The sequence below is a fragment of the Streptomyces sp. C genome, from assembly GCF_000158895.1.
Classification (GTDB): domain Bacteria; phylum Actinomycetota; class Actinomycetes; order Streptomycetales; family Streptomycetaceae; genus Streptomyces; species Streptomyces racemochromogenes.
Genome location: NZ_GG657750.1, coordinates 5,053,626 through 5,074,146 on the forward strand (window position 1 = coordinate 5,053,626; position 20,521 = coordinate 5,074,146).

The window sequence follows — 20,521 nt, forward strand, 5'->3', positions numbered from 1 at the left end:
AGCCGGATACCGCGTACGGGGGTCGCGGTACCGGCACGGCACGTCACGCAGAGAGAGGCGGTCCGAACATGGCCGGCACCACCAGCGGTATCCCCACCAACGTCACCCAGGGCTCCCGGACCAGGGGCGGCATCGGCGAGTCCACGCTCCGCCCCGACGGCACTCTCAAGGTGACCGGCGAGTTCGCGTACTCCTCGGACATGTGGCACGAGGACATGCTGTGGGGCCAGACCCTGCGGTCCACGGTCGCGCACGCCGAGATCGTCTCCATCGACGTCGCCGGGGCCCTGGCCGTGCCCGGCGTCCACGCGGTCATGACGTACGACGACCTCCCGAGCCCCGTGAAGTACTACGGCATGGAGTTCCAGGACACCCCGGTCCTCGCCCACGGCAAGGTCCGCCACCACGGCGAGCCGGTCGCCCTGGTCGCCGCCGACCACCCGGAGACCGCCCGCCGCGCCGCCGCGAAGATCAAGATCGAGTACCGGGAGCTGCCGCTCGTCACCGACGAGGCCTCCGCGACCGCCCCGGACGCCGTGCTCGTCCACGAGAACCGCGACGACCACCACAGCGCGCACGTCCCGCACCCCAACATCGTCCACCACCAGCCGATCGTCCGCGGCGACGCCGCCGCGGCCGCCGCGCGGGCCGACGTCATCGTCACCGGCGAGTACACCTTCGGCATGCAGGACCAGGCCTTCCTCGGCCCCGAGTCCGGCCTCGCCGTGCCCTCCGAGGACGGCGGCGTCGACCTGTACGTCGCCACCCAGTGGCTGCACTCGGACCTCAAGCAGATCGCCCCCGTCCTCGGCCTGCCCGAGGAGAAGGTCCGCATGACGATGGCCGGCGTCGGCGGCGCGTTCGGCGGCCGCGAGGACATCTCCATGCAGATCCTCGCCTCCGTGCTCGCGCTGCGCACGGGCAAGCCGGTCAAGATGGTCTACAACCGCTTCGAGTCCTTCTTCGGCCACGTCCACCGCCACCCGGCGAAGCTGTACTACGAGCACGGCGCCACCCGCGACGGCAAGCTGACGCACATGCGCTGCAAGATCGTCCTCGACGGCGGCGCGTACGCCTCTTCCACGGCCTCGGTCGTCGGCAACGCCGCGTCCCTCTCGGTCGGCCCGTACGTCATCGACGACGTCGACATCCTGGCGGTCGGCCTCTACACCAACAACCCGCCCTGCGGCGCGATGCGCGGCTTCGGCGCCGTCCAGGCCTGCTTCGCGTACGAGGCCCAGATGGACAAGCTCGCCGCCGAACTGGGCATGGACCCCGTCAAGTTCCGCCAGCTCAACGCGATGGAACAGGGCACGGTCATGCCCACCGGCCAGGTCGTGCACCACCCCGCCCCGGTCGCCGAACTGCTGCGCATGGTCAAGGAGCGCCCGCTGCCGCCCCAGCGCCAATGGGAGACCGCCGGCGGCCCGGCCGACCTGCGCGCGCTGCCGGGCGGCCTGTCCAACACCACGCACGGCGAGGGCGTCGTCCGCGGCGTCGGCTACGCGGTCGGCATCAAGAACGTCGCCTTCTCGGAGGGGTTCGACGACTACTCGACGGCCAAGGTGCGGCTGGAGGTCGTGGGCGGCGAGCCCGTCGCGATGGTGCACACGGCCATGGCGGAGGTCGGCCAGGGCGGTGTCACCATCCACGCGCAGATCGCCCGTACCGAACTCGGCGTGCAGCAGGTCACCATCCACCCCGCCGACACACAGGTGGGCTCGGCGGGTTCGACCTCCGCGGGCCGCCAGACGTACATGACCGGCGGGTCGGTGAAGAACTCCTGCGAGCTCGTCCGCGAGAAGGTCCTGGAGATCGGCCGGCGCAAGTTCGGCGCGCGGCAGCCGGCGTGGGCGTCCGACGGGCTGCTGCTGGAGGGCGGCAAGGTGGTCACCTCCGGCGGGGAGGTCCTCGCGGCCCTCGCCGACGTCCTGGAGGACGAGGTCGTCGAGATCGAGGCGGAGTGGCGGCACTTCCCCACCGAGCCCTTCGACCGGGTCACCGGCCAGGGCAAGGGCCACGTGCAGTACGCCTTCGCCGCGCACCGGGCCGTGGTGGAGGTGGACACCGAACTCGGCCTGGTCAAGGTGGTGGAGCTGGCCGTCGCGCAGGACGTGGGCAAGGCCCTCAACCCGCTGTCCGTCGTCGGCCAGATCCAGGGCGGCACCGTGCAGGGGCTGGGCGTGGCGGTGATGGAGGAGATCATCGTGGACCCGAAGACCGCGAAGGTCCGCAACCCCTCCTTCACGGACTACCTGCTCCCGACCATCCTCGACACCCCGACGATCCCGGTCGACTACCTCGAACTGGCCGACCCGGAGGCCCCGTACGGCGTCCGCGGCATCGGCGAGGCCCCGACCCTCTCCTCCACCCCGGCGGTCCTGGCGGCCATCCGCAACGCGACGGGCCTGGAGCTCGACAAGACCCCGATCCGCCCGGAGCACCTGACGGGGCTCTGACCGGAGCGGCCCGGGACGGCGCGAGCGGCCGTCCCGGGCACCGGTCAACCGCCCTGGGGCGGCGTGAGCTTGTCGAGGTCGATGCCGATCTCGAAGGGCACCGGGCGCTGGAGCGCTTTCCGGAAGATGCCGGCCGGCGCGTAGGCGCCGGTCGGCTCGTCGAGCTCGTAGACGTGGACGACGGCCGCCCCGTCCTCGTCCTCGATGCACCAGTAGTGCGGGATGCCGGCCTCCGCGTACTTGCGGAGCTTCACCGTGCGGTCCCGGTGGGCGGATTCGGGCGAGACGACCTCGACGACGAGCTTCACGTCTTCCGGGGCGAACCAGGTGCGGTCGGGGTCGTACGGGGCCGTGGTGACCACGAGGTCCGGCTCCGGACGGTTGCGGACATCGAGGCGGATGGTCATTTCCCGTCCGACCCTGAAACCGTCGGGGGCTTGTGCCCTGAGGGCGAGCGTGAGGTCGGTGACGACCTCGCCGTGCCACCAGCGCTGCGGCGACATCATGAAGACGAGGGCTCCGTCGATCAGCTCGGTGTGGCGGGGTGCCTCGGGGAGGCGGTCGAGGTCCTCCGCGAACCAGCCTTCCGCGCGCGGCGGGCGCATCCAGTCGGGCAGTGCGGTCATGGCTTCACGGTAGCGGCCCGCGGGCTCGGCTGTCACAGACCTTGGACCGCGGCCACCGAGAAGGTGGTGGGGGTGCCCGTCGAGGGGGTGAAGGGGCCGTCCTTGTCGAACTGGGAGCGGACCACCAGGGTGCGGCCCGGGGTGTGGGCCAGGGTGGTGGGCATCTGGAGGGACGGGTCCGTGAGGGTGCGGGTCAGGCGGGCCCGGGTGCCGTCCGCGGTGAGCTGCCAGCGGGTCAGGGTGTTGGTGACGTTGTGGGCCGCGCGGAGGATGCCCGTGGGGGAGAGCTGGAGGCCGTCGGCGGCCTTGAGGTCGCCGCCCGTCAGGGCGACCCGGCTCAGGGCGCCGGTGCGCAGGTCGACGCGGTGGAGTTCGCCCGCGGTCATGTCGACCGTCAGCAGGTAGCGGCCGTCCCGGTCGGCGGTGATGCCGTTGAGCGTGAAGTGGCCGGGCGGCGGCGGGGTGACCTGCCGGCTCAGGTCGTACGCCACGGTCAGGGGGCCGGAGCCGGCGCGCAGCTGCGCGGGGGTGACCCGGTAGATCACCGCGCGGACGCTGTCCGTCAGGTAGGCGGTGCCGTCCGGGGTGATGGCCAGGTCGTTGATGAAGTGCGGGGTGGCGGGGTCCACCTCGAAGTGCGCCAGGCGGGCGCCCGTCGCCGTGTCGTACACCGACACCCCGGCCGTGGAGTCCGTGACCCACAGGCGGCCCCGCGCGTCGACGCGCAGCCCGTTCGCCGTGCGACGGCCGTCGGTGCCGGACGGGAGGAACACCTCGGCGGTGCGGGCCCCCGGGCGGGCGCGGTAGACCGTGCCGTCCGCGTACGAGCCGACGTACACCGTGCCGGTGCGGGGGTCGGAGGCTATGCCCTCGGGGTAGACCTTCGAGCCGGGGAGGGTGAACGCCGTCCCGACCGAGGAGGAGGCGGCGGACGAGGAGGCGGCGGACGAGGGGGCGGCGGCGGTGGTCAGGGCCGCGGCGAGGGCGACGGCGGCCGCGGTGACGAGGGCGTTAGAAGGCATGCGCATGGGTGAACCCTTCTTGATCGGTGTGTCCGCAGAGTAGTTAGAGCTCTAATGCTTGGCAAGGGTCGTAGGATGCCGCAATGACCTCCATGCCTCCCGAGGAACGCATCGGCGCGCACATCAAGCGCGCCGAGCAGGCGCTCCTCGCGGCGAAGAACGCCGCGTGCAAGCCGGCGGCAGTAACGGTTCCGCAGTACGCCGCCCTGCTCTGGCTCGCCGAGAAGCCGGGCATCTCGGCGGCCGCCCTCGCCCGGCTCTGCGGGGTCACGCCGCCCACCATGAACACCGTCCTGAAGAACCTCCACGAGCGCGGCCTCATCGAGCGGACCCCCCACGAGTGGCACCGCAACGTGCTGGAGACCCGGCTCACCCCGGAGGGCCGCGCCGCGATGGAGCTGGCCGACACCGGCGCCGTCCGCGTCGAGACCGCCCTCGCGGCCGCCCTCACGGACGAGGAGCGGACGCAGCTCATCGAGCTGCTGGGACGGTGCGCCGAGGTGCTCGACACCCTGAGGTGAACCGGACGCGGGATCCGCGCGTCAGCAGGAGGGGGACGTACCACCCGCACTGTCCCGCCCGGGGCAGGCCCGACCGTTCGGAGCGAAGACCGTGCACGAGTACCCGCAGCAGTCGTCCGGCCGTCAGCCCTTGCCGGGGCAGGGCCGCAGGAGGTACCGGCGCGCGAGGTGGACCGGCGCGGGCGTCGCCTGCGCGCTGCTCCTGGGCGGGGCCGGCTGCGCCGCCCCGGAGCAGGAGCGGTCCTCCGGCGACGGCGCCGCCCGCCTCGGCGGGCCCGGCCCGTCCGCCGCCGGCACCCCGTCCCCCGGAGCGAAGCAGCCGCAGGCCTCGGCCCCGCCCACGCCCACCGGCGACCCGGACGTACAGCTGCCGGCCGGCCCCAGGTCCGACTTCAGGCAGACCGCCAGGCTCGACGACGGCACGGTGATAGCCAAGACCCGCGTGGCCGGAGCCAAGTCCGGGTTCGAGGGCGACGTCTGGGTCTGGACCCCCAAGGAGTACGAGGACCCGAAGTACGCCAAGAGCGCCTTCCCGGTCCTCATCGCCCTCCCCGGCGGCAACGGCTACCCCACCAACTACTGGGCCGACCGCAGCCTAGGCCTCCAGAAGGCCGTGTCCGAGGGCGTCCGGGCCGGTACCAGCCTGCCCTTCGTCCTGGTCATGCCCGTACTCAACCCGGACGACAAGTACTACTACGACGGTGCCGACATACCCGGGCAGCCCAAGATGGGCACCTGGATGGCCGAGGACGTCCCGGACTTCGTCCGCGCCAACTTCCGCACGTACCGGTCCCGCGACGGCTGGGCCTTCATGGGCTCCTCCTCGGGCGCCTTCGTCGGCATGAAGACGCTCCTCCAGCACCCGGACAAGTTCAAGGCCGTGATCGCCAGCGGCGGCGAGATCACCCCAGACTCCCCGCTCTGGAAGGGCCACCAGGCGGAGATGGACGCCAACAACCCGGAGAAGCTCGCCGAGAAGCTGATCGCCGGCGGCGGCCCTGACGTCTACATCAACTTCCAGGTCGGCACGAAGGAGTCCGGCAAGGACCGGATGGTGAAGTTCGTGCAGCAGTACGGCAAGGGCCCGGTCAAGACGACCATCCGCGACATCCAGAACGGCGAGCACAACGGCTGGCACTACGTGCGCGGCATGAAGGAGGGCTCGCTGGAGTGGATCAGCAAGGTGCTGAAGGGCCCCAGGCCCGAGGCCGGCTGACCGCGCCCCGCCGCGCCCGGCCGCGCCCCCGCCGCCCGGCCGGCTGACCGTCGCCCCGTACGTTCGAAAGCCCCCGTTCCCCGCAGGCAGGACCCGCCCCCGACCCGTCGCCGGACTCCGCCACGTGGCCCTCGCCACGTCGCCCCGGTCCCAGGCAACCCATACGGTCGTTCACACCTCTGTACAGGTGTTAAGGGGGACCAATCGGTCCGACCCGCGCCCAACCAGGGCGCCGGAGAAGGAACGGGAACAAATCCGTGCAGTATGACCACCAAGGCGACGGCGGCCCCACGACCAAGGGCGGCCGTCGCCCCCGGCGCCCCCGCAGGCGCCAGATCCTGATCGGCGGCGGACTCGCGCTCGCCCTCGCCGCCGGGGGCGGCGCGGCGTACAAGGCGGGCCTCTTCTCGGACATAGGGGATCCGGTCTCCTTCGGCAAGATCCAGGAGTCGGCCACCGCCGAGGACATCCGCCCGGGGGTGCTGATGCCCACCGGCCCCAAGGCCGAGTTCACCCGCACGAGCCGGCTGCCGGACGGCACGCAGATCGCGATGACCACCCTGACCGGCCAGAAGTCCGGCTTCACGGGTGACGTGTGGGTGTGGGTGCCCAAGGAGTACGACGAACCGCGGTACGCCAAGAGCGCCTTCCCGGTGCTGATCTCCCTGCCCGGGGGCCGCGGCTACCCCAAGAACTACTGGGGCACCGGTCCCGGCCTCGGCCTCCAGCAGGCCGTGATCGACGGGGTCAAGGCGGGCACCAGCCTGCCGTTCATCCTCGTCATGCCGGTGATCAACGCGGATACGAAGCACCACTTCGACGGATCGGACATCCCCGGCCAGCCGAAGATGGGCACCTGGATGGCCGATGACGTCCCCGATTTCACGAAGGCCAATTTCCGCACCTTCACCTCCCGCGACGGCTGGGCCTTCATGGGCTCCTCCTCGGGCGGTTTCGGAGCCTTCAAGCACGTCCTGAAGTACCCCGAGCGCTTCAAGGCGGTGATCGCCAGCGGCGTCGACATCGTCCCCGACTCGCCGCTGTGGAAGGGGAACCGGCAGGCCATGGACGAGAACAACCCCGAGAAACTCGCCGAGAAGCTGATCAAGGAGGGGGGTCCGGACGTCTGGATCAACTTCCAGATCGGCACCAAGGAGAGCGGCCGCGACCTGGCCGAGCGGTTCATGCGCGAGTACGGGAGGGGTCCCGTGCACACCCGGCTCCAGGTGATCCAGGATGGTGAGCACAACGGAAAGTCGTACGTACGAGGAATGAGGGAGGGTTCCCTGGAGTGGATCAGCAAGGTGATGCAGGGACCGACACCCGATCCCGCCGTGCGATGAGCCCGACGGTGAAGGGGGCGACGGCCGCCGTCGCCGCGGGGATCGCGATGGTCTGCGCCGTCGCGTTCCTCAAGGCGCCCGGCGACCGGCCGGTGCATCCCTTCCCCACCGTCGGCGTGCTCATGGCCAACGGCGAGCACTGGTGCACGGCGAGCGTGGTCGACAGCCCCAAGGGCAACGTCGTCGCGACCGCCGCGCACTGCGTCGCCCCGGCGGGCGAGGACGGAGTTCCCGGCGAGGTCGCCCACGACGGCCTCGCCATCGGCGAGCTCTCCTTCGCGCCCGCCTTCTCCGGGGAGGGCTCCGGCACCCAGCCCCTCGGCGTGTGGAAGGTCCGCTCGGTCCACGTCGACGAACGCTGGACGAAGTGGGGCGACGACACCGCCGACTTCGCCTTCCTCACCATCGAGCCCGACGAGGACGGCCGCAGCGTGCAGGACGCCGTCGGCGGCAAGAGCGAGGCGCCGGCGCCCGACTGGACCTCCGGGTACGAGCGCGAGGTCACCGTCATCGGCTACCCGGAGTCCGAGCACAACCCGCAGAACAAGCCCGTGTCCTGCACCACCCAGACCCGCCACGACCTCGACGACCCCGACATGCTGTACATCAGCTGCTCGGGCTTCTGGACCGGAACCAGCGGCAGCCCCTGGATCGCCGACCGCGGCGGCACGGGGCAGCCGGGCCGGCTGATCGGGGTGCTCAGCGGCGGGGACACGGACGTGGACTCCACGGCCGCGCTGTACGACGAGAAGGCCAAGGCCCTCTACGAGCGGGCCGCCAGGGGCTGAGCCGGCCGCCAGGGCCGGAGCAGGGGCCGGAGCAGGTCCGAGCAGGGCTCCAGCGGGGCTACCCCTTCCGGCGTTCCGTGCTGACGATCACGCCGACCGCCGCCACCACGATCGCACCGCCGAGCACGATCGGCAGGGTCAGCGGCTCGTCCAGGATCAGCGCGCCCAGCGCGACGGCCACCACCGGATTGACGTACGCGTACGTGGCCACCAGCGACAGCGGCGCCGCCTGGAGCAGCCACGCGTACGCGGTGAAACCGACGACCGACCCGATCAGCACGAGGTAGCCCAGGGCCACCCACGAGGAGGCGGAGAAGGCGCCGACGTCCAGGCCGCGCTGTTCCCCGCGCAGCAGCCCCACCACCACACCGGCGGCCCCGCCCGCCAGCATCTGGTACGCCGAGCCGGTGAAGGGGTTGGCCGGCAGCGGCAGCCGCCCGGCCGAGAACGAGCCCAGCGACCACGACAGCGCGGCGCCCAGCACCAGCAGCACCCCGCCCAGCTCCACGTCCCCGCTCAGCCCCGGGCTGGTCAGCACGGCCAGCCCGGCGAGGCCCACCAGCACCCCGGCCAGGGTGCGCAGCGGCGGCCGGTCCCCGGTGGCCGCCCGCAGCACCACCACCCACATCGGCACCGACGCGATGAGCAGCGCGGCCAGCCCGGACGGGATGGAGGTCTCGGCCAGCACCACCAGGCCGTTGCCGCCCAGGACCAGCAGCAGGCCGACCAGCACCAGCGAGCGGGCCTGCGCGGCCGTGATCCTGAGCGCGGAGGGCCCGTACCGCCAGGCGACGATGCCGGCCAGGACCAGGCCGGCGGTGATGAAGCGGGCCCCGGCGGACAGGAAGGGCGGCATGGTCTGGACGACGATCCGGATGCCGAGGTAGGTCGAGCCCCAGACGACGTACACGAGCGCGAGCGCGAACCACACGGCCCCGGTGGTCCTGCGGCGGGGCGCGTCGGTCGCCGCGCCCGTGCCTTTGCCGTCTGTCGGAGTCGAGGTGCCCATGGCCGGATCCTACGGTCGGTGCCGGATGCACGCTTCCCGGTATCTCAGCCCTTGAGCAGCGCGTTCAGCTCCCCGTACGGCAGGGCCCCGGCGAGGGAGCCGTAGGTGCCGCCGCCCAGCAGCTCCTCGGTGGCGCGGCGGACCACGGCGTACGCGGCCTCGGCCACCCAGGAGCCGAGGCTGACGCGGGCCACCCCGAGGGCGCCCAGCTCGGCGACCGAGGGCGCGTCCGGGCCGACGAGCACGTTCAGCGGCCCGTCGATGCCCTTGGCGAGCTCGGCGACGGTGGCCGGATCGGTGACCCCCGGGACGAAGACGCCGCTGGCGCCGGCGGCGAGGTAGGCGGCGGCGCGGGACAGGGTCTCGTCGAGCCGGGTGGAGCTCTGGCCGAGGCCGAAGAGGTACGTGTCCACCCGGGCGTTGATGTACAGCGGCACCCCGGCCGCGTCGGCGGCGCTCCGGGCCGCGGCGAGGCGCTCCGCGTGCTCGGCGGGGGCGCGGCGGCCGTCCTCGATGTTGATGCCGACCGCCCCGGCGGCCAGCACTCCGGCGACGGTCTCCCCGACCCCGGCGGCGTCGGAGGCGAACCCGCCCTCGATGTCGGCGGTGACGGGCACGGAGACGGCCGAGGCCACCCGGGCGATCAGCTCCAGCGCCCGCTCCCGCGCGAGCACGTCCCCGTCGGGCGCCCCGAGGGACCAGGCGACCCCGGCACTGGTGGTGGCGACGGCCGCCGCCCCGGCGGCCTCGACGAGCCGCGCACTGGCGACGTCCCAGGCGTTGGCGAGCGCGAGCGGGGCGGCGGGGGTGTGCCGCTGCGTGAACGCGGTGGCCTTGGCGATGAGGTCAACTGTGTTGGTCATGGCCCCAGTCCACCAGACCGCCCCACCCGTCGGCTGGCGGTTTTCCGCCTCCTTCGTCACGCGCCGAGGGCGTGTCCGGGGCCGGCGCGTCAAGAAGGAGGGCGGCGCGTCAAGAAGGAGTGGGGGTGGGGGCCAGGCCCGTCTTCGCGCCCGCGCCGCACAGGGGGATGACCGCTCTGCGGCCGCCCAGGGGGTTGCCGGGGGCGGTGGGGGCGACCGCCGCCCAGCAGGCCGCCGCCGTCGGTTCCACGAAGAGGCCGCGCCGGGCCAGGTCCCGCTGCGCCTCGCGGAGCCGGTCGTCCGGGACCGTCACGAAGGTGCCGCCGGACTTGCGGACCGCCGCCAGGATCTGCCGGGCCCGTGGCGGGGCCGGGATCGCGATGCCCTCCGCCGCCGTCGGCAGCTGCGGCACCGGGGCGGCGTCCTCCGCGCCCGCCGCGAAGGCGGCCGCCAGCGGGGACACCGCCTCCGCCTGGACCGCGATCAGCGCGGGCGGCCGTACCCCGTGCCGGGCGGCCAGCTCCTCCACCGCCAGGGCCGCGCCGAGCAGCAGGGTGCCGTTGCCCACCGGCACGACCAGCGCCTCCGGGAGCCGGCCGCCGAGGGCCTCCCAGATCTCGTACACGTACGTCTTGGTGCCGTGCAGGAAGTACGGGTTGAAGACGTGGCTGGCGTAGAACGCCCCCGGCTCGTCCGCCGCCGCCCGCGCGGCCCGCGCCGCGGCCTCGCGGCCGCCGGCGACGACGCGTACGCCGGCCCCGTGGGCCCGCATCTGCTCCGTCTTCTTCTCCGAAGTGCCCTCCGGCACGAAAACTTCACAACTCAGCCCGGCCCGCGCGCAGTACGCCGCCACGGACGTCCCCGCGTTGCCGCTGCTGTCGGCGACCACCCGCTCCGGAGCCAGCCTGCGCGCCAGCTCGGCGAGCATGACAGCGCCCCGGTCCTTGAAGGACAGCGTCGGCATCAGGAAGTCGAGCTTGGCGTGAATCCGATCCGACAGCGGCACCAGCGGGGTGTGCCCCTCCGACAGCGACACCGAGAACGCCCCCGGCAGGGGCAGCGCGGGCGCGTACCGCCACAGCGAGTGGGGTCCCGCCGCCGGTTCGAGGGGGATGGCCGGATCGGGTGTGAAGTCGAGGTCCCAGGGACCGCCGCACAGGGGGCAGCACCACGGCGCGGTCCGCACGTCCGCGTGCGTGCCGTCCTCGGGGCAGACGTAACCAGGAAGTGCGTGCGTCATGTGCGGAGCACCTTTGCTCGTTCATGGCCGTTGTATGGCACGGATGTTACGCGTCCGCGGTGCGGCGGCCGGGCTCTTGTGGGATGGCGCGGGGGTGGGTCAACCTTTCGGGGACGACGGCCCGTTGGGACGGGATTCGTTGTCATGGACATGCTCGAAGGCAGTTCTTCCGCGTGTCCGCGCACCGCCGCACGGCACCCGCAGGCCACCCCCTCAAGAGGAGGACCCCCCACATGTCCGTGATGCGTCACACCCGCCGGAGGATCGCCGGCGTCAGCGCGACCGCCGTCGTGGCCCTCGCGCTCGGCGCGGCCGCCGCCCTGCCCGCCGCCGCGGCCGACGGCGCCCCGCAGGGCGTCATCGAGAACGCCGGCGTCGCCGGGGCCGTCCCCGGCAGCTACATCGTGACCCTGAAGGACTCCGCCGCCCGCTCCACCGCGGACAGCGGCAAGGCCGTCGCCAAGCGGTACGGCGCGAGGATCGACCGGACCTACAGCGCGGCCCTCAACGGCTACTCCGTGGAGGTCTCCGAGGCGCAGGCCAGAAAGCTCGCCGCCGACCCGGCGGTCCGGTCGGTCGTGCAGAACCGCACCTTCACCGTCGACGCCACCCAGCCCAACCCGCCGTCCTGGGGCCTGGACCGCCTCGACCAGCGGGCCCTCCCGCTCGACCAGAGCTACACCTACCCCGACAAGGCCGGCGAGGGCGTCACCGCGTACATCATCGACACCGGCGTCCGCATCACCCACCAGGACTTCGGCGGCCGCGCCTCCTACGGCTACGACGCCGTCGACAACGACAACACCGCCCAGGACGGCCACGGCCACGGCACGCACGTCGCCGGCACCGTCGCCGGAGGCGCGTACGGCGTCGCCAAGAAGGCGAAGATCGTCGGCGTCCGCGTGCTCGACAACAACGGCTCCGGCACCACGGCCCAGGTGGTCGCCGGCATCGACTGGGTCACCCGCAACGCCGTCAAGCCCGCCGTGGCCAACATGTCGCTCGGCGGCGGCGCGGACTCCGCGCTCGACACCGCCGTGCGCAACTCCATAGCCGCCGGCATCACCTACGGCGTCGCGGCCGGCAACGAGTCCACCGACGCCTCCAGCAAGTCCCCGGCGCGCGTGGCCGAGGCCATCACCGTCGGCTCGACCACCAACACCGACGCGAAGTCCAGCTTCTCCAACTACGGCTCCATCCTGGACATCTTCGCGCCGGGCTCCTCCATCACCTCCGCCTGGGGCACCGGGGACACCGCGACGAACACCATCTCGGGCACCTCGATGGCCACCCCGCACGTCGTCGGCGCGGCGGCCCTCTACCTCTCGCAGAACCCGGCGAGCACCCCGGCGCAGGTCCGCGACGGCCTCGTCGCGGCGGCCACCCCGAACGTGGTGACCAGCCCCGGCACCGGATCCCCCAACCGCCTGCTGAACGTGGGCGCGAGCACCACGCCGCCGAACCCGGGCACCAAGTTCGAGAACACCGCCGACTACGCGGTCAACGACAACGCCACCGTCGAGTCGCCGGTCACCGTCAGCGGGATCGCCGGCAACGCCCCGGCCGCGCTGAGCGTCTCGGTCGACATCAAGCACACCTACATCGGCGACCTGAAGGTCGACCTCGTCGCCCCCGACGGCTCGGTCTACAACCTGCACAACCGCAGCGGCGGCAGCGCCGACAACATCATCCGCTCCTACACGGTCAACGCCTCGTCCGAGGTGGCCAACGGGGTGTGGAAGCTGCGGGTGAACGACAACGCCAACATCGACACCGGCAAGATCGACTCCTGGGCGCTGCAGTTCTGACCCCGGGTGAACACGAGGTCCTCCGCCCGGGCGACCGGGTGGCGAGGGGCGCGATAACAGGCTGGATCGCGCGATGAACGCGGGGGTGACCGACTGGTCGGTCACCCCCGCTGCGTACTATTTCGCGCATTCGTTCGCGCCGCCCCTGATGGAGCACTCGCCCGGTGACCACCCCGCCCCCGCAGCATCCGCCCGCCGGCCCGGGCCACTCCTGGCCGCCGCCGTCGCCGCCGCCGGCGTGGGGGCCGCCGCCGTCCGCGTACGGGCACCCGCCCGCGCTCAACGGGTTCGCCCTGGCCTCCCTGCTCGTCGGGCTGCTGTGCTTCCCGCCGCTCGGGATCGCCTTCGCCGTCGTGGCGCTGGTGCAGATCGCGCGCAAGGGGGAGCGGGGCCGCGCGCTGGCCGTCGCGGGCCTGGTGGTCTCGCTGCTGACGACGGCCGTCCTGGTCACCGGCGTCACGCGCTACGCGGAGCACTTCACGGGCGCGCTGGGCGGGGCGCGGTACGCGGAGCAGGTCGAGGGCCAGCTGACGGGGATGGACGAGCTGCGCGTGGGCGACTGCTTCAACGTCCCCGGCGGCGACCTCCTGGACGAGACCCGCTTCACCTACCGGATCGGCTGCGACCGGGTGCACGACGCCGAGGTGACGGCCGCGACGCTGATCGGGCAGAGCTCCTATCCCAGCAAGGGGTGGCTGAAGGAGAACGCCACGGACACCTGCTGGAAGGCGCAGGACGCGTACGCGATGGACTCGTGGGCGCTGCCCGAGTACGCGGAGATGTTCTACTTCACCCCCTCGCCGGACAGCTGGCAGAACGGCGACCGGCGGCTCCTGTGCCTCATCGGCACGTCGACCGAGGAGCACAAGGGCAGTCTGCGCAAGGATGCGGGCATGCTGACGGCGGACCAGGTCACCTTGCTGAGCGCGCTGAACACCGTGGACCAGGCGCTGGGGCGCGTCCCGGACCAGGAGCTCGACGAGGCGCTGCCCGAGCACCAGAAGTGGGCGCGGAGCGTGGACGAGGCGCTGGCGTCGGAGGAGCGGACGCTCCAGGGCGTCACCTCGCGCCAGGGCACGGGCCCGGCGGCGGGCGCCCGGCTCCGGGAGGTCGCGGCGGCGCGCAAGGAGTGGCAGCGGGCGGCGCGGGCGGCCCGGCCGGGCGACTTCCAGCGGGCGTGGGACGCGGCGCTGGCGGCGCTGTCGGTGGACACGGAGAAGGCGCTGCGCGGGTCGTACGGGCTCTCGACGCGGGTTCCGGAGTGGCTTCGGCCGGGTCCGGACGGCTCGGGGACGGGGTCCGGGCGGGGGCCCTCGTCGGAGTCCGTCTGAGGTCCTGTGGGTAACGCGCGGTAACGGGTTTGAGTGACCTGGGTTCATCACATCGAGTGAAACTCTGGCCCGTGCTTGCGCTGCTCAACCGTCGGTTGCCAGGGTGTAGCTGTCTGTCAACCTGATGGGAGTGGCTCGTGACTTTCGGTGAGCAGCCGGCCTATCTCCGCGTGGCCGGGGATCTGCGACGGAAGATCGTCGATGGCTCCCTGCCCCCGCACGCCCGGCTCCCTTCCCAGGCCCGGATCCGCGAGGAGTACGGGGTCTCCGACACCGTGGCGCTGGAGGCGCGCAAGGTCCTCATGGCCGAGGGGCTGGTGGAGGGCCGCTCCGGGTCCGGCACGTACGTGCGCGAGCAGCCCGTGCCCCGCAGGGTCGCCCGCTCCGGCTACCGCTCGTCCGGGGCGTCGACGCCGTTCCGCCAGGAGCAGGCGGAGGCGGGCGCGCGCGGCACGTGGGAGTCCAGCAGCGAGCAGACGGCCGCACCGGACCGGATCGCGGAGCGCCTCGGCATCGAGCCGGGGGACCGCGTCATGCGCACCCGGTACGTCTTCCGCGACGCGGGGGAGGCCATGATGCTCTCCACCTCCTGGGAGCCCCTGGCCGTGACCGGCCGTACCCCGGTGATGCTGCCGGAGGAGGGGCCGCTGGGCGGCTCGGGGGTGGTGGACCGGATGGCCGCCATCGACGTGGTCGTGGACAACGTGGTCGAGGAGGTCGGGGCCCGGCCGGGCCTGGCCGAGGAGATCATGACGCTGGGCGGGGTCCCGGGGCACGTGGTGCTGGTGGTGAGCCGGACGTACTTCGCCTCGGGCCGCGCCGTGGAGACCGCGGACGTGGTCGTGCCGGCGGACCGCTACCGCCTCGCGTACCACCTGCCTGTCCGGTAACAGCGCCCGCGCGGGGTTTTCGGTCGTTTCGCAAGGGTCCGGGGCGCGCCCCGGACCCTTGTTCGAGTGCGGTCCGCGCGGAGCGGCGGGCCCTCCCACGTCGCCCACCCGCCGGTGCGCTCCGTGCGCCGGGTCCGGACCGGCGCGCGCGCCCCGTTCGCACCCCTGGCCGGATGCGTACGCCCCCTGGGTACCTCTTCGTGAAAAACCGTATCCGCTCAGTAAAGGTCGGGCGTAAGCTCGGGCATATGCGCAATGCGGTTTCCTGGGCAGGTACAGCGGCGGAGGGTGAAGCGCGATGACCGACAGCGGTGCCCTGCTTCCATGGCTGGTCATACGTCAGGACGACAACGGCAACCGCTACCGGGTGGGTCGCTACCCCACCCGGGCCGAGGCCCAGAAGGTCGTCGACAGCCTCGACGACCGGGGACACGAGCAGCTCTACTGGGTCGAGCGGATCGGACAGGAAAGCCAGACCGCCACCACCAACTGAATCGGCTGAAGGCGCTGGCATAGGCTCCGCCCATGACTGTACGAGTGGTCGTGGGCGGAGCCCTTTGTCATGACGGGCGCCTGCTGGCCGCCCGGCGCAGCGCGCCGCCCGAGCTGGCCGGCCGGTGGGAGCTCCCCGGCGGCAAGGCCGAGCCGGGCGAGACGGTGCCCGAGGCGCTGGTGCGCGAGCTGCGCGAGGAACTCGGCGTGGAGACCGAGGCGCTGGAGCGGATCCCGGGGGAGTGGCCGCTGAGGCCCGGACTGGTCCTGCACGTGTGGACCGCCCGGCTGGTCTCGGGCGAGCCCGAGCCCCTGGAGGACCATGACGAGCTGCGCTGGCTGGCCCCGCACGAGCTGGACTCGGTGGACTGGCTCGACCAGGACCGGCCCTTCGTCGAGGAGGCCGGCCGCCGGCTGCGCGCCGGAGCGGGCGCCGGGTAGGCGATGCGGCGGGTCCCGGGCAGGAGGCGGGACGGGCGCCGCGTCGCACGGCGGGGCGCACCGGGGCGCGTGACGCTCCCGCTCTAGGCCGTCTGCGCCACAGTGCGCCGGTGCGTGGGGGATCGGGTGGTACGGCGTCCCGAATATCGGGTATGTCGCTATTAGTCCCTATCTCGCCCCCCTTTCGTCACCGACGAACCGGACTGGGGTCGCTGGTGGCCCGGGAAGTGATCGGCGTGATCGACACAGACGGTGAATGCGCCGAGTGGGCCTTCCCCGCCGAGCCCGGTGCCGTCCGCACCGCACGCCACGCCGTGCGCGGCACCCTCCGCTCCTGGGGCCTGGACTCCGTCGGCGACGTGACCGTCCTGCTGGTCAGCGAGCTGGTGACCAACTCCCTGCGGTACGCCTCCGGGCCCATCGGAGTCCGCCTGGTGCGGCGCAATCCGGCCGCGCCGGACCTGGCCGGCGGCCCGGCCCTGCTCGTGGAGGTCTCCGATCCGCTTCCGGATCCGCCCCGCGAGCGGATCGCCAAGCCCGACGACGAGGGCGGGCGCGGCCTGCACCTCGTCGCCGTCTCCGCGCGCCGCTGGGGGACCCGGCACGGGAAGACGGGGAAAACCGTGTGGTTCGAGTTGGCTCTTCCTGGTGAGTAACAAGGAGAAGGGCGGCAGTGGGTCTCCCGGGCGGCGTCGGGGAGGACCACCCGACGTGGCCGGAAGACAACGGGACCCTTTTGTGATCGTGAACGCCGTGCCGTACGGGGCCGTGGTGCTGAATACTTCGGTCATGGCCGGTCCGGTTGCGGTGAGCTGGAGGGGACGGTCGCGTGAGCGAGATACCTGCGCAGACACATCAGGCCCGGGTGCCCGGGGAGCCTTTGCACGACTCCCTGTGGCACACCAGTCCGCCTGGCTCGATATACGACTACATAAAGGTCGCCTCCTTCTCGATCGGCCCTGACGGGCTCATCGACCAGTGGAGCCTGCGCGCCGAGGAGCTCTTCGGGCTCAGCGCGGCACAGGCGGTCGGCCGCGACCCCGTCGAGGCCTTCATGCCCCCCGAGCTGCGCGAGGGCGGCCACCGCAAGGTCGCCGAGATCCTCGACGGCAAGGAGTGGACCGGCCTGATCCCCTTCCGGATCCCCGGCGGCGAGGGCGCCCACGGCGTGGCCGAGATCTATGTGATGCCCACCCACACCGAGAGCGCCGAGCGGGCCGCACTCTGCGTCGTCGTCGACGTGCGCGCGCTGCGCCGCATCGAATCCGACCTGGCCGCATCACAGGCCATATTCGGCCAATCCCCCTTCGGCTTCCTGCTCTTCGGCACCGACCTCACCGTGCAGCGCGCCAACCGGCGCTTCGCGACCGTCTTCGGCGGAGCCGTCGAGGAGCACCGCGGCCGCACCGTCCACGACTACCTGCCGCCCCACGAGGCCGACCGGATGGCCGAAGCCCTGCGCCGGGTCCTGGAGACCGGCGAGTCCGTCACCGACCTGCGGATCACCGGCGCCACCCCCCGCAGCCGCGACGACCGCCACTGGTCGATCAACCTCTACCGGGTGCACGACGGCACCGGCCGCCCCATCGGCGTCGCCGGCCTCGGCACCGACGTCACACGCCGCCACCTCGCCGCCCGCGAGGCCGCCGGCGTCCGCCGCAACCTCGCCCTCCTCAACGAGGCCGGCCACCGCATCGGCAACTCCCTCGACCTGGAGACCACCGCCCGCGAACTCCTCGACGTCACCGTCCCCGGCTTCTGCGACCTGGCCTCCGTCGACCTCTACCAGGGCCTGCTGCTCGGCGACGACGACCGCCCCGCCCGCCCCCAGGGCCCCGGCGTGCCCTCCCTGCCCGACCAGGGCGCCCGCCGCGCCCCCTCCGCGAAACTCCGCAGGGTCGCCTTCGCCTCCGCCGTCTCCGACGCCCCCCTGTCGGGGCCCGGCGCGCTGGTCGCCGTGGGGGAGACCCACCGCTACCCCGCCGCCTCCCCCGGGGCGAGGGTCCTGCGCACGGCACGGCCCCGGCTGGTCGACGCCGCGGGCCCCGACGACCTCGTCCAGTCCACGCTGATCGTCCCGATGGTCGCCCACGACACCGTGGTCGGCCTCGCCCAGTTCTCCCGTACGAAGGGCAGCGAGCCCTTCGGCGAACGCGACCGGGCCGTCGCCGTGGAACTCGCCGCACGGGCCGCCGTCTGCATCGACAACGCCCGCCTCTACCGGCGCGAGCACGAACGCGCCCTGATCCTCCAGCGCAGCCTGCTCCCGCCCGGCGACCCCGAGGCCGCCGGCCTCGACATCGCCTGCCGCTACCTGCCGGGCAACGCCGCCACCGAGGTCGGCGGCGACTGGTTCGACGTCATCGAACTGCCCGGGCACCGCACCGCCCTCGTCGTCGGCGACGTCATGGGCCGCGGCCTGCGCGCCGCCGTCGCCATGGGCGAACTGCGCACCGCCGTACGCACCCTCGCCCTGCTGGACCTGGAACCGGCCGAGGTCCTCGCCGCCCTCGACGAGGTCGCCCGCGGCCTCGGCGCCCCCGGCGGCGCCCAGCAGGCCTCGCGGGCCGCCCTGCACTCCCGCGACGCCGACCGCTCCGAGGTCTACCTCGCCACCTGCGTCTACGCCGTCTACGACCCCGTCACCCGGCGCTGCACCATCGCCAACGCCGGCCACATGCCGCCCGTCCTCGTCGAACCCGCCGAGGACGGGGCAGAACCGCCCCCCGGGCTGCTGCTGGAGATCCCGACCGGAATGCCGCTCGGGGTGGGCGGCGAACCCTTCGAGGAGGTCGAGGTCGAACTCCCCGAGGGCGCCCTGCTCGCCCTCTACACCGACGGGCTGGTCGAGTCCCGCGACCACCCCCTGGAGGAGGGCCTGCGCGGGCTGCGCGGGGCGGTCGCCGATCCGTCCCGCCCCCTGGAGGAGGTCTGCGACCACGTCCTGAACACCCTCCACACCCGGCACGGCGAGGACGACATCGCCCTGCTCATGGCACGGGTCCAGGGACTGCCCTCCGGCGCCGTCGGCGACTGGCAGCTGCCCCGCGAGGCCCGCTCGGTGGGCCGGGCCCGGGAACTGGCCCGCGCCAAACTCCCCGCCTGGGGCCTGGAGGGGCTCCTCGACACCACGGAACTCCTGGTCAGCGAACTCGTCACCAACGCCCTGCGGTACGGAGAGGGCGAGATCCGGCTCCGGCTGCTGCTGGACCGGACCCTGGTGTGCGAGGTCTGGGACGGCAACCTCGTCCAGCCCAGGCGCCGCCGCGCCCGGGACACCGACGAGGGCGGCCGCGGCCTCCAGCTCGTCGGCCTGCTCTCGGCCGGCTGGGGCACCCGCCGCACCCACCGGGGCAAGACCGTCTGGTTCGAGCTCCCGCTCCCGATGCCGGGCGGCGCACCGGGAGAGGCGGTCACCGAACTGTCGGCGGAACAGCTGCTGGACATGTACGGCTGAGGCGGGGCCCGTTCACGCCGCCCGGGACTTGAGGGCGGCCAGGCGGGCCTCGACCTCCGAGGTCCTCCCGAGGTCGTCCAGCGCCTCGAACTGGGCGTCCAGGGAGGAGGCGGCCAGCTCCGACTTGCCCATGGCCATCGCCTCCTCCCGCCGCACCTTCTCCTCGAAGCGGTGCAGTTCGCTGGTCGGGTCCAGTACGTCGATGTTCTTCACCGCGTCCAGCATGGTGTTCTGCGCCCGCGCCGTCCTCGCCCGTGCCACCAGCTCGTCCCGCTTGGCCTCCAGCTCCGTCAGCTTGTCCTTCATCGAGTCCAGGCCCGCCCTGAGCCTGTCCACGACCTCCGTCTGAGCGGCGATCACCGGCTCCGCCGTCGCCGCCTCCTTCTCCGACTGCAACTGCCGGCCCAGGGCCACCTTCGCCAGGTTGTCGAAGCGGTCCGCGTCCGCCGCCGCGCCGGACGCGCGCAGCTCGTCCGCCTTGCGGCTGGCGGCCAGGGCCTTGCCGCCCCACTCCGCGGCCGCGTCCACGTCCTCCTTGTGGTCGGCCTCCAGCATCCGCAGGTTGCCGATGGTCGTGGCCACCGCCTGCTCGGCCTCCGAGATGTTGTTGGAGTAGTCGCGGATCAGCTGGTCGAGCATCTTCTGCGGGTCCTCGGCCTGGTCCAGCAGCGCGTTGATGTTGGCCTTCGCGAGCTGGGTGACACGGCCGAGGACGGTCTGCTTGCTCATCGGGGTCCTTCCTGGTGGATGGGGGTCCGCAGACCCGGTGTCCGGTCGTTCAGAAGCGGCCGCCGCCGCCCATGCGGCCGCGGGTCCCGCCGCCCCCGTAGGAGCCGGGCCCACCGCCGAAGCCGCCTCCGCCCCCGCCCCCGCCTCCGCCGAAGCCGCCTCCGCCGAACCCGCCCCCGCCTCCGCCGAAGCCGCCCCGGCCGCCGCCCCGGAGGATCTCGCCGAGGATGATCCCGCCCAGCACGGCACCGCCCCGGCCGCCGCCCCCGCGCCGGCCCGCGTACGG

Annotated in this window: 18 protein-coding genes and 1 pseudogene; 13 read left to right on the forward strand and 6 right to left on the reverse strand. The window is 72.9% G+C overall.

The features are described from left to right. Positions 1-68 precede the first annotated feature (68 nt). Positions 69-2,459, forward strand: a complete 2,391-nt coding sequence (locus SSNG_RS22990) for a molybdopterin cofactor-binding domain-containing protein (RefSeq protein WP_007266292.1) — start codon at positions 69-71, stop codon at positions 2,457-2,459. A gap of 44 nt (positions 2,460-2,503) precedes the next feature. Here SSNG_RS22990 and SSNG_RS22995 read toward each other — a convergent pair whose 3' ends face one another. Both SSNG_RS22995 and SSNG_RS23000 read right to left on the reverse strand, forming a co-directional pair. Then, a complete protein-coding gene (locus tag SSNG_RS22995; protein WP_007266293.1) occupies positions 2,504-3,085 on the reverse strand; it encodes a Uma2 family endonuclease in 582 nt (193 codons plus the stop codon). A gap of 32 nt (positions 3,086-3,117) precedes the next feature. Continuing rightward, entirely contained in the window at positions 3,118-4,113 is a 996-nt protein-coding gene (locus SSNG_RS23000; RefSeq protein ID WP_007266294.1) for an SMP-30/gluconolactonase/LRE family protein, read from the reverse strand. 77 nt (positions 4,114-4,190) lie between these two features. Here SSNG_RS23000 and SSNG_RS23005 point away from each other — a divergent pair, with 77 nt between their 5' ends. The 4 genes from SSNG_RS23005 to SSNG_RS23020 all read left to right on the forward strand — a co-directional run bounded on the left by SSNG_RS23005 (position 4,191) and on the right by SSNG_RS23020 (position 7,975). Beyond that, positions 4,191-4,628: a MarR family transcriptional regulator gene (locus SSNG_RS23005; protein WP_007266295.1), complete on the forward strand. Its 438-nt coding sequence runs from the start codon at positions 4,191-4,193 to the stop codon at positions 4,626-4,628. A gap of 91 nt (positions 4,629-4,719) precedes the next feature. Continuing rightward, a complete protein-coding gene (locus SSNG_RS23010) occupies positions 4,720-5,844 on the forward strand; it encodes an alpha/beta hydrolase-fold protein (RefSeq protein ID WP_007266296.1) in 1,125 nt (374 codons plus the stop codon). A 257-nt stretch (positions 5,845-6,101) separates the two neighbouring features. Continuing rightward, positions 6,102-7,187, forward strand: a complete 1,086-nt coding sequence (locus tag SSNG_RS23015; protein WP_007266297.1) for an alpha/beta hydrolase-fold protein — start codon at positions 6,102-6,104, stop codon at positions 7,185-7,187. Further along, complete coding sequence (locus tag SSNG_RS23020) at positions 7,184-7,975, forward strand: trypsin-like peptidase domain-containing protein (protein WP_042801691.1); 792 nt, start codon at positions 7,184-7,186, stop codon at positions 7,973-7,975. The genes SSNG_RS23015 and SSNG_RS23020 overlap by 4 nt, the downstream gene beginning before the upstream one ends. A 58-nt stretch (positions 7,976-8,033) precedes the next feature. Here the strand turns inward: SSNG_RS23020 and SSNG_RS23025 are convergent, their stop codons facing one another. The 3 genes from SSNG_RS23025 to SSNG_RS23035 all read right to left on the reverse strand — a co-directional run bounded on the left by SSNG_RS23025 (position 8,034) and on the right by SSNG_RS23035 (position 11,087). Next, positions 8,034-8,984, reverse strand: coding sequence for an EamA family transporter (locus tag SSNG_RS23025; RefSeq protein ID WP_007266299.1), 951 nt, complete (start codon positions 8,982-8,984; stop codon positions 8,034-8,036). Between the two features lie 44 nt (positions 8,985-9,028). After that, complete coding sequence (locus SSNG_RS23030) at positions 9,029-9,847, reverse strand: isocitrate lyase/phosphoenolpyruvate mutase family protein (RefSeq protein ID WP_007266300.1); 819 nt, start codon at positions 9,845-9,847, stop codon at positions 9,029-9,031. A 109-nt stretch (positions 9,848-9,956) separates the two neighbouring features. Beyond that, complete coding sequence (locus SSNG_RS23035; protein WP_007266301.1) at positions 9,957-11,087, reverse strand: pyridoxal-phosphate dependent enzyme; 1,131 nt, start codon at positions 11,085-11,087, stop codon at positions 9,957-9,959. Between the two features lie 233 nt (positions 11,088-11,320). Between SSNG_RS23035 and SSNG_RS23040 the strand changes: the two genes are divergently transcribed. From SSNG_RS23040 to SSNG_RS23070, 7 genes are all read left to right on the forward strand, one after another. Continuing rightward, positions 11,321-12,895, forward strand: coding sequence for a S8 family peptidase (locus SSNG_RS23040; RefSeq protein WP_007266302.1), 1,575 nt, complete (start codon positions 11,321-11,323; stop codon positions 12,893-12,895). Between the two features lie 164 nt (positions 12,896-13,059). Then, complete coding sequence (locus tag SSNG_RS23045) at positions 13,060-14,226, forward strand: DUF4190 domain-containing protein (RefSeq protein ID WP_007266303.1); 1,167 nt, start codon at positions 13,060-13,062, stop codon at positions 14,224-14,226. Positions 14,227-14,363: 137 nt separating this feature from the next. Further along, the gene (locus SSNG_RS23050) at positions 14,364-15,116 is read left to right on the forward strand and encodes a GntR family transcriptional regulator (RefSeq protein ID WP_007266304.1); all 753 of its coding nucleotides are present in this window, start codon (positions 14,364-14,366) and stop codon (positions 15,114-15,116) included. 298 nt (positions 15,117-15,414) lie between these two features. After that, entirely contained in the window at positions 15,415-15,609 is a 195-nt protein-coding gene (locus SSNG_RS23055; protein ID WP_007266305.1) for an SPOR domain-containing protein, read from the forward strand. Between the two features lie 32 nt (positions 15,610-15,641). Beyond that, entirely contained in the window at positions 15,642-16,049 is a 408-nt protein-coding gene (locus SSNG_RS23060; protein WP_007266306.1) for an NUDIX domain-containing protein, read from the forward strand. A gap of 227 nt (positions 16,050-16,276) precedes the next feature. After that, positions 16,277-16,705: an ATP-binding protein gene (locus SSNG_RS23065; RefSeq protein WP_042803982.1), complete on the forward strand. Its 429-nt coding sequence runs from the start codon at positions 16,277-16,279 to the stop codon at positions 16,703-16,705. 182 nt (positions 16,706-16,887) lie between these two features. Further along, positions 16,888-19,506 (forward strand): SpoIIE family protein phosphatase, encoded by a 2,619-nt coding sequence (locus tag SSNG_RS23070; protein ID WP_050779903.1) that lies wholly within the window; start codon positions 16,888-16,890, stop codon positions 19,504-19,506. 12 nt (positions 19,507-19,518) lie between these two features. Here the strand turns inward: SSNG_RS23070 and SSNG_RS23075 are convergent, their stop codons facing one another. After that, on the reverse strand, positions 19,519-20,235 hold the full coding sequence (locus tag SSNG_RS23075) for a PspA/IM30 family protein (RefSeq protein WP_007266309.1): 717 nt from the start codon (positions 20,233-20,235) through the stop codon (positions 19,519-19,521). A 37-nt stretch (positions 20,236-20,272) separates the two neighbouring features. Here SSNG_RS23075 and SSNG_RS43040 point away from each other — a divergent pair. After that, a pseudogene (locus tag SSNG_RS43040) lies at positions 20,273-20,521 on the forward strand (hypothetical protein); the annotation flags it as partial.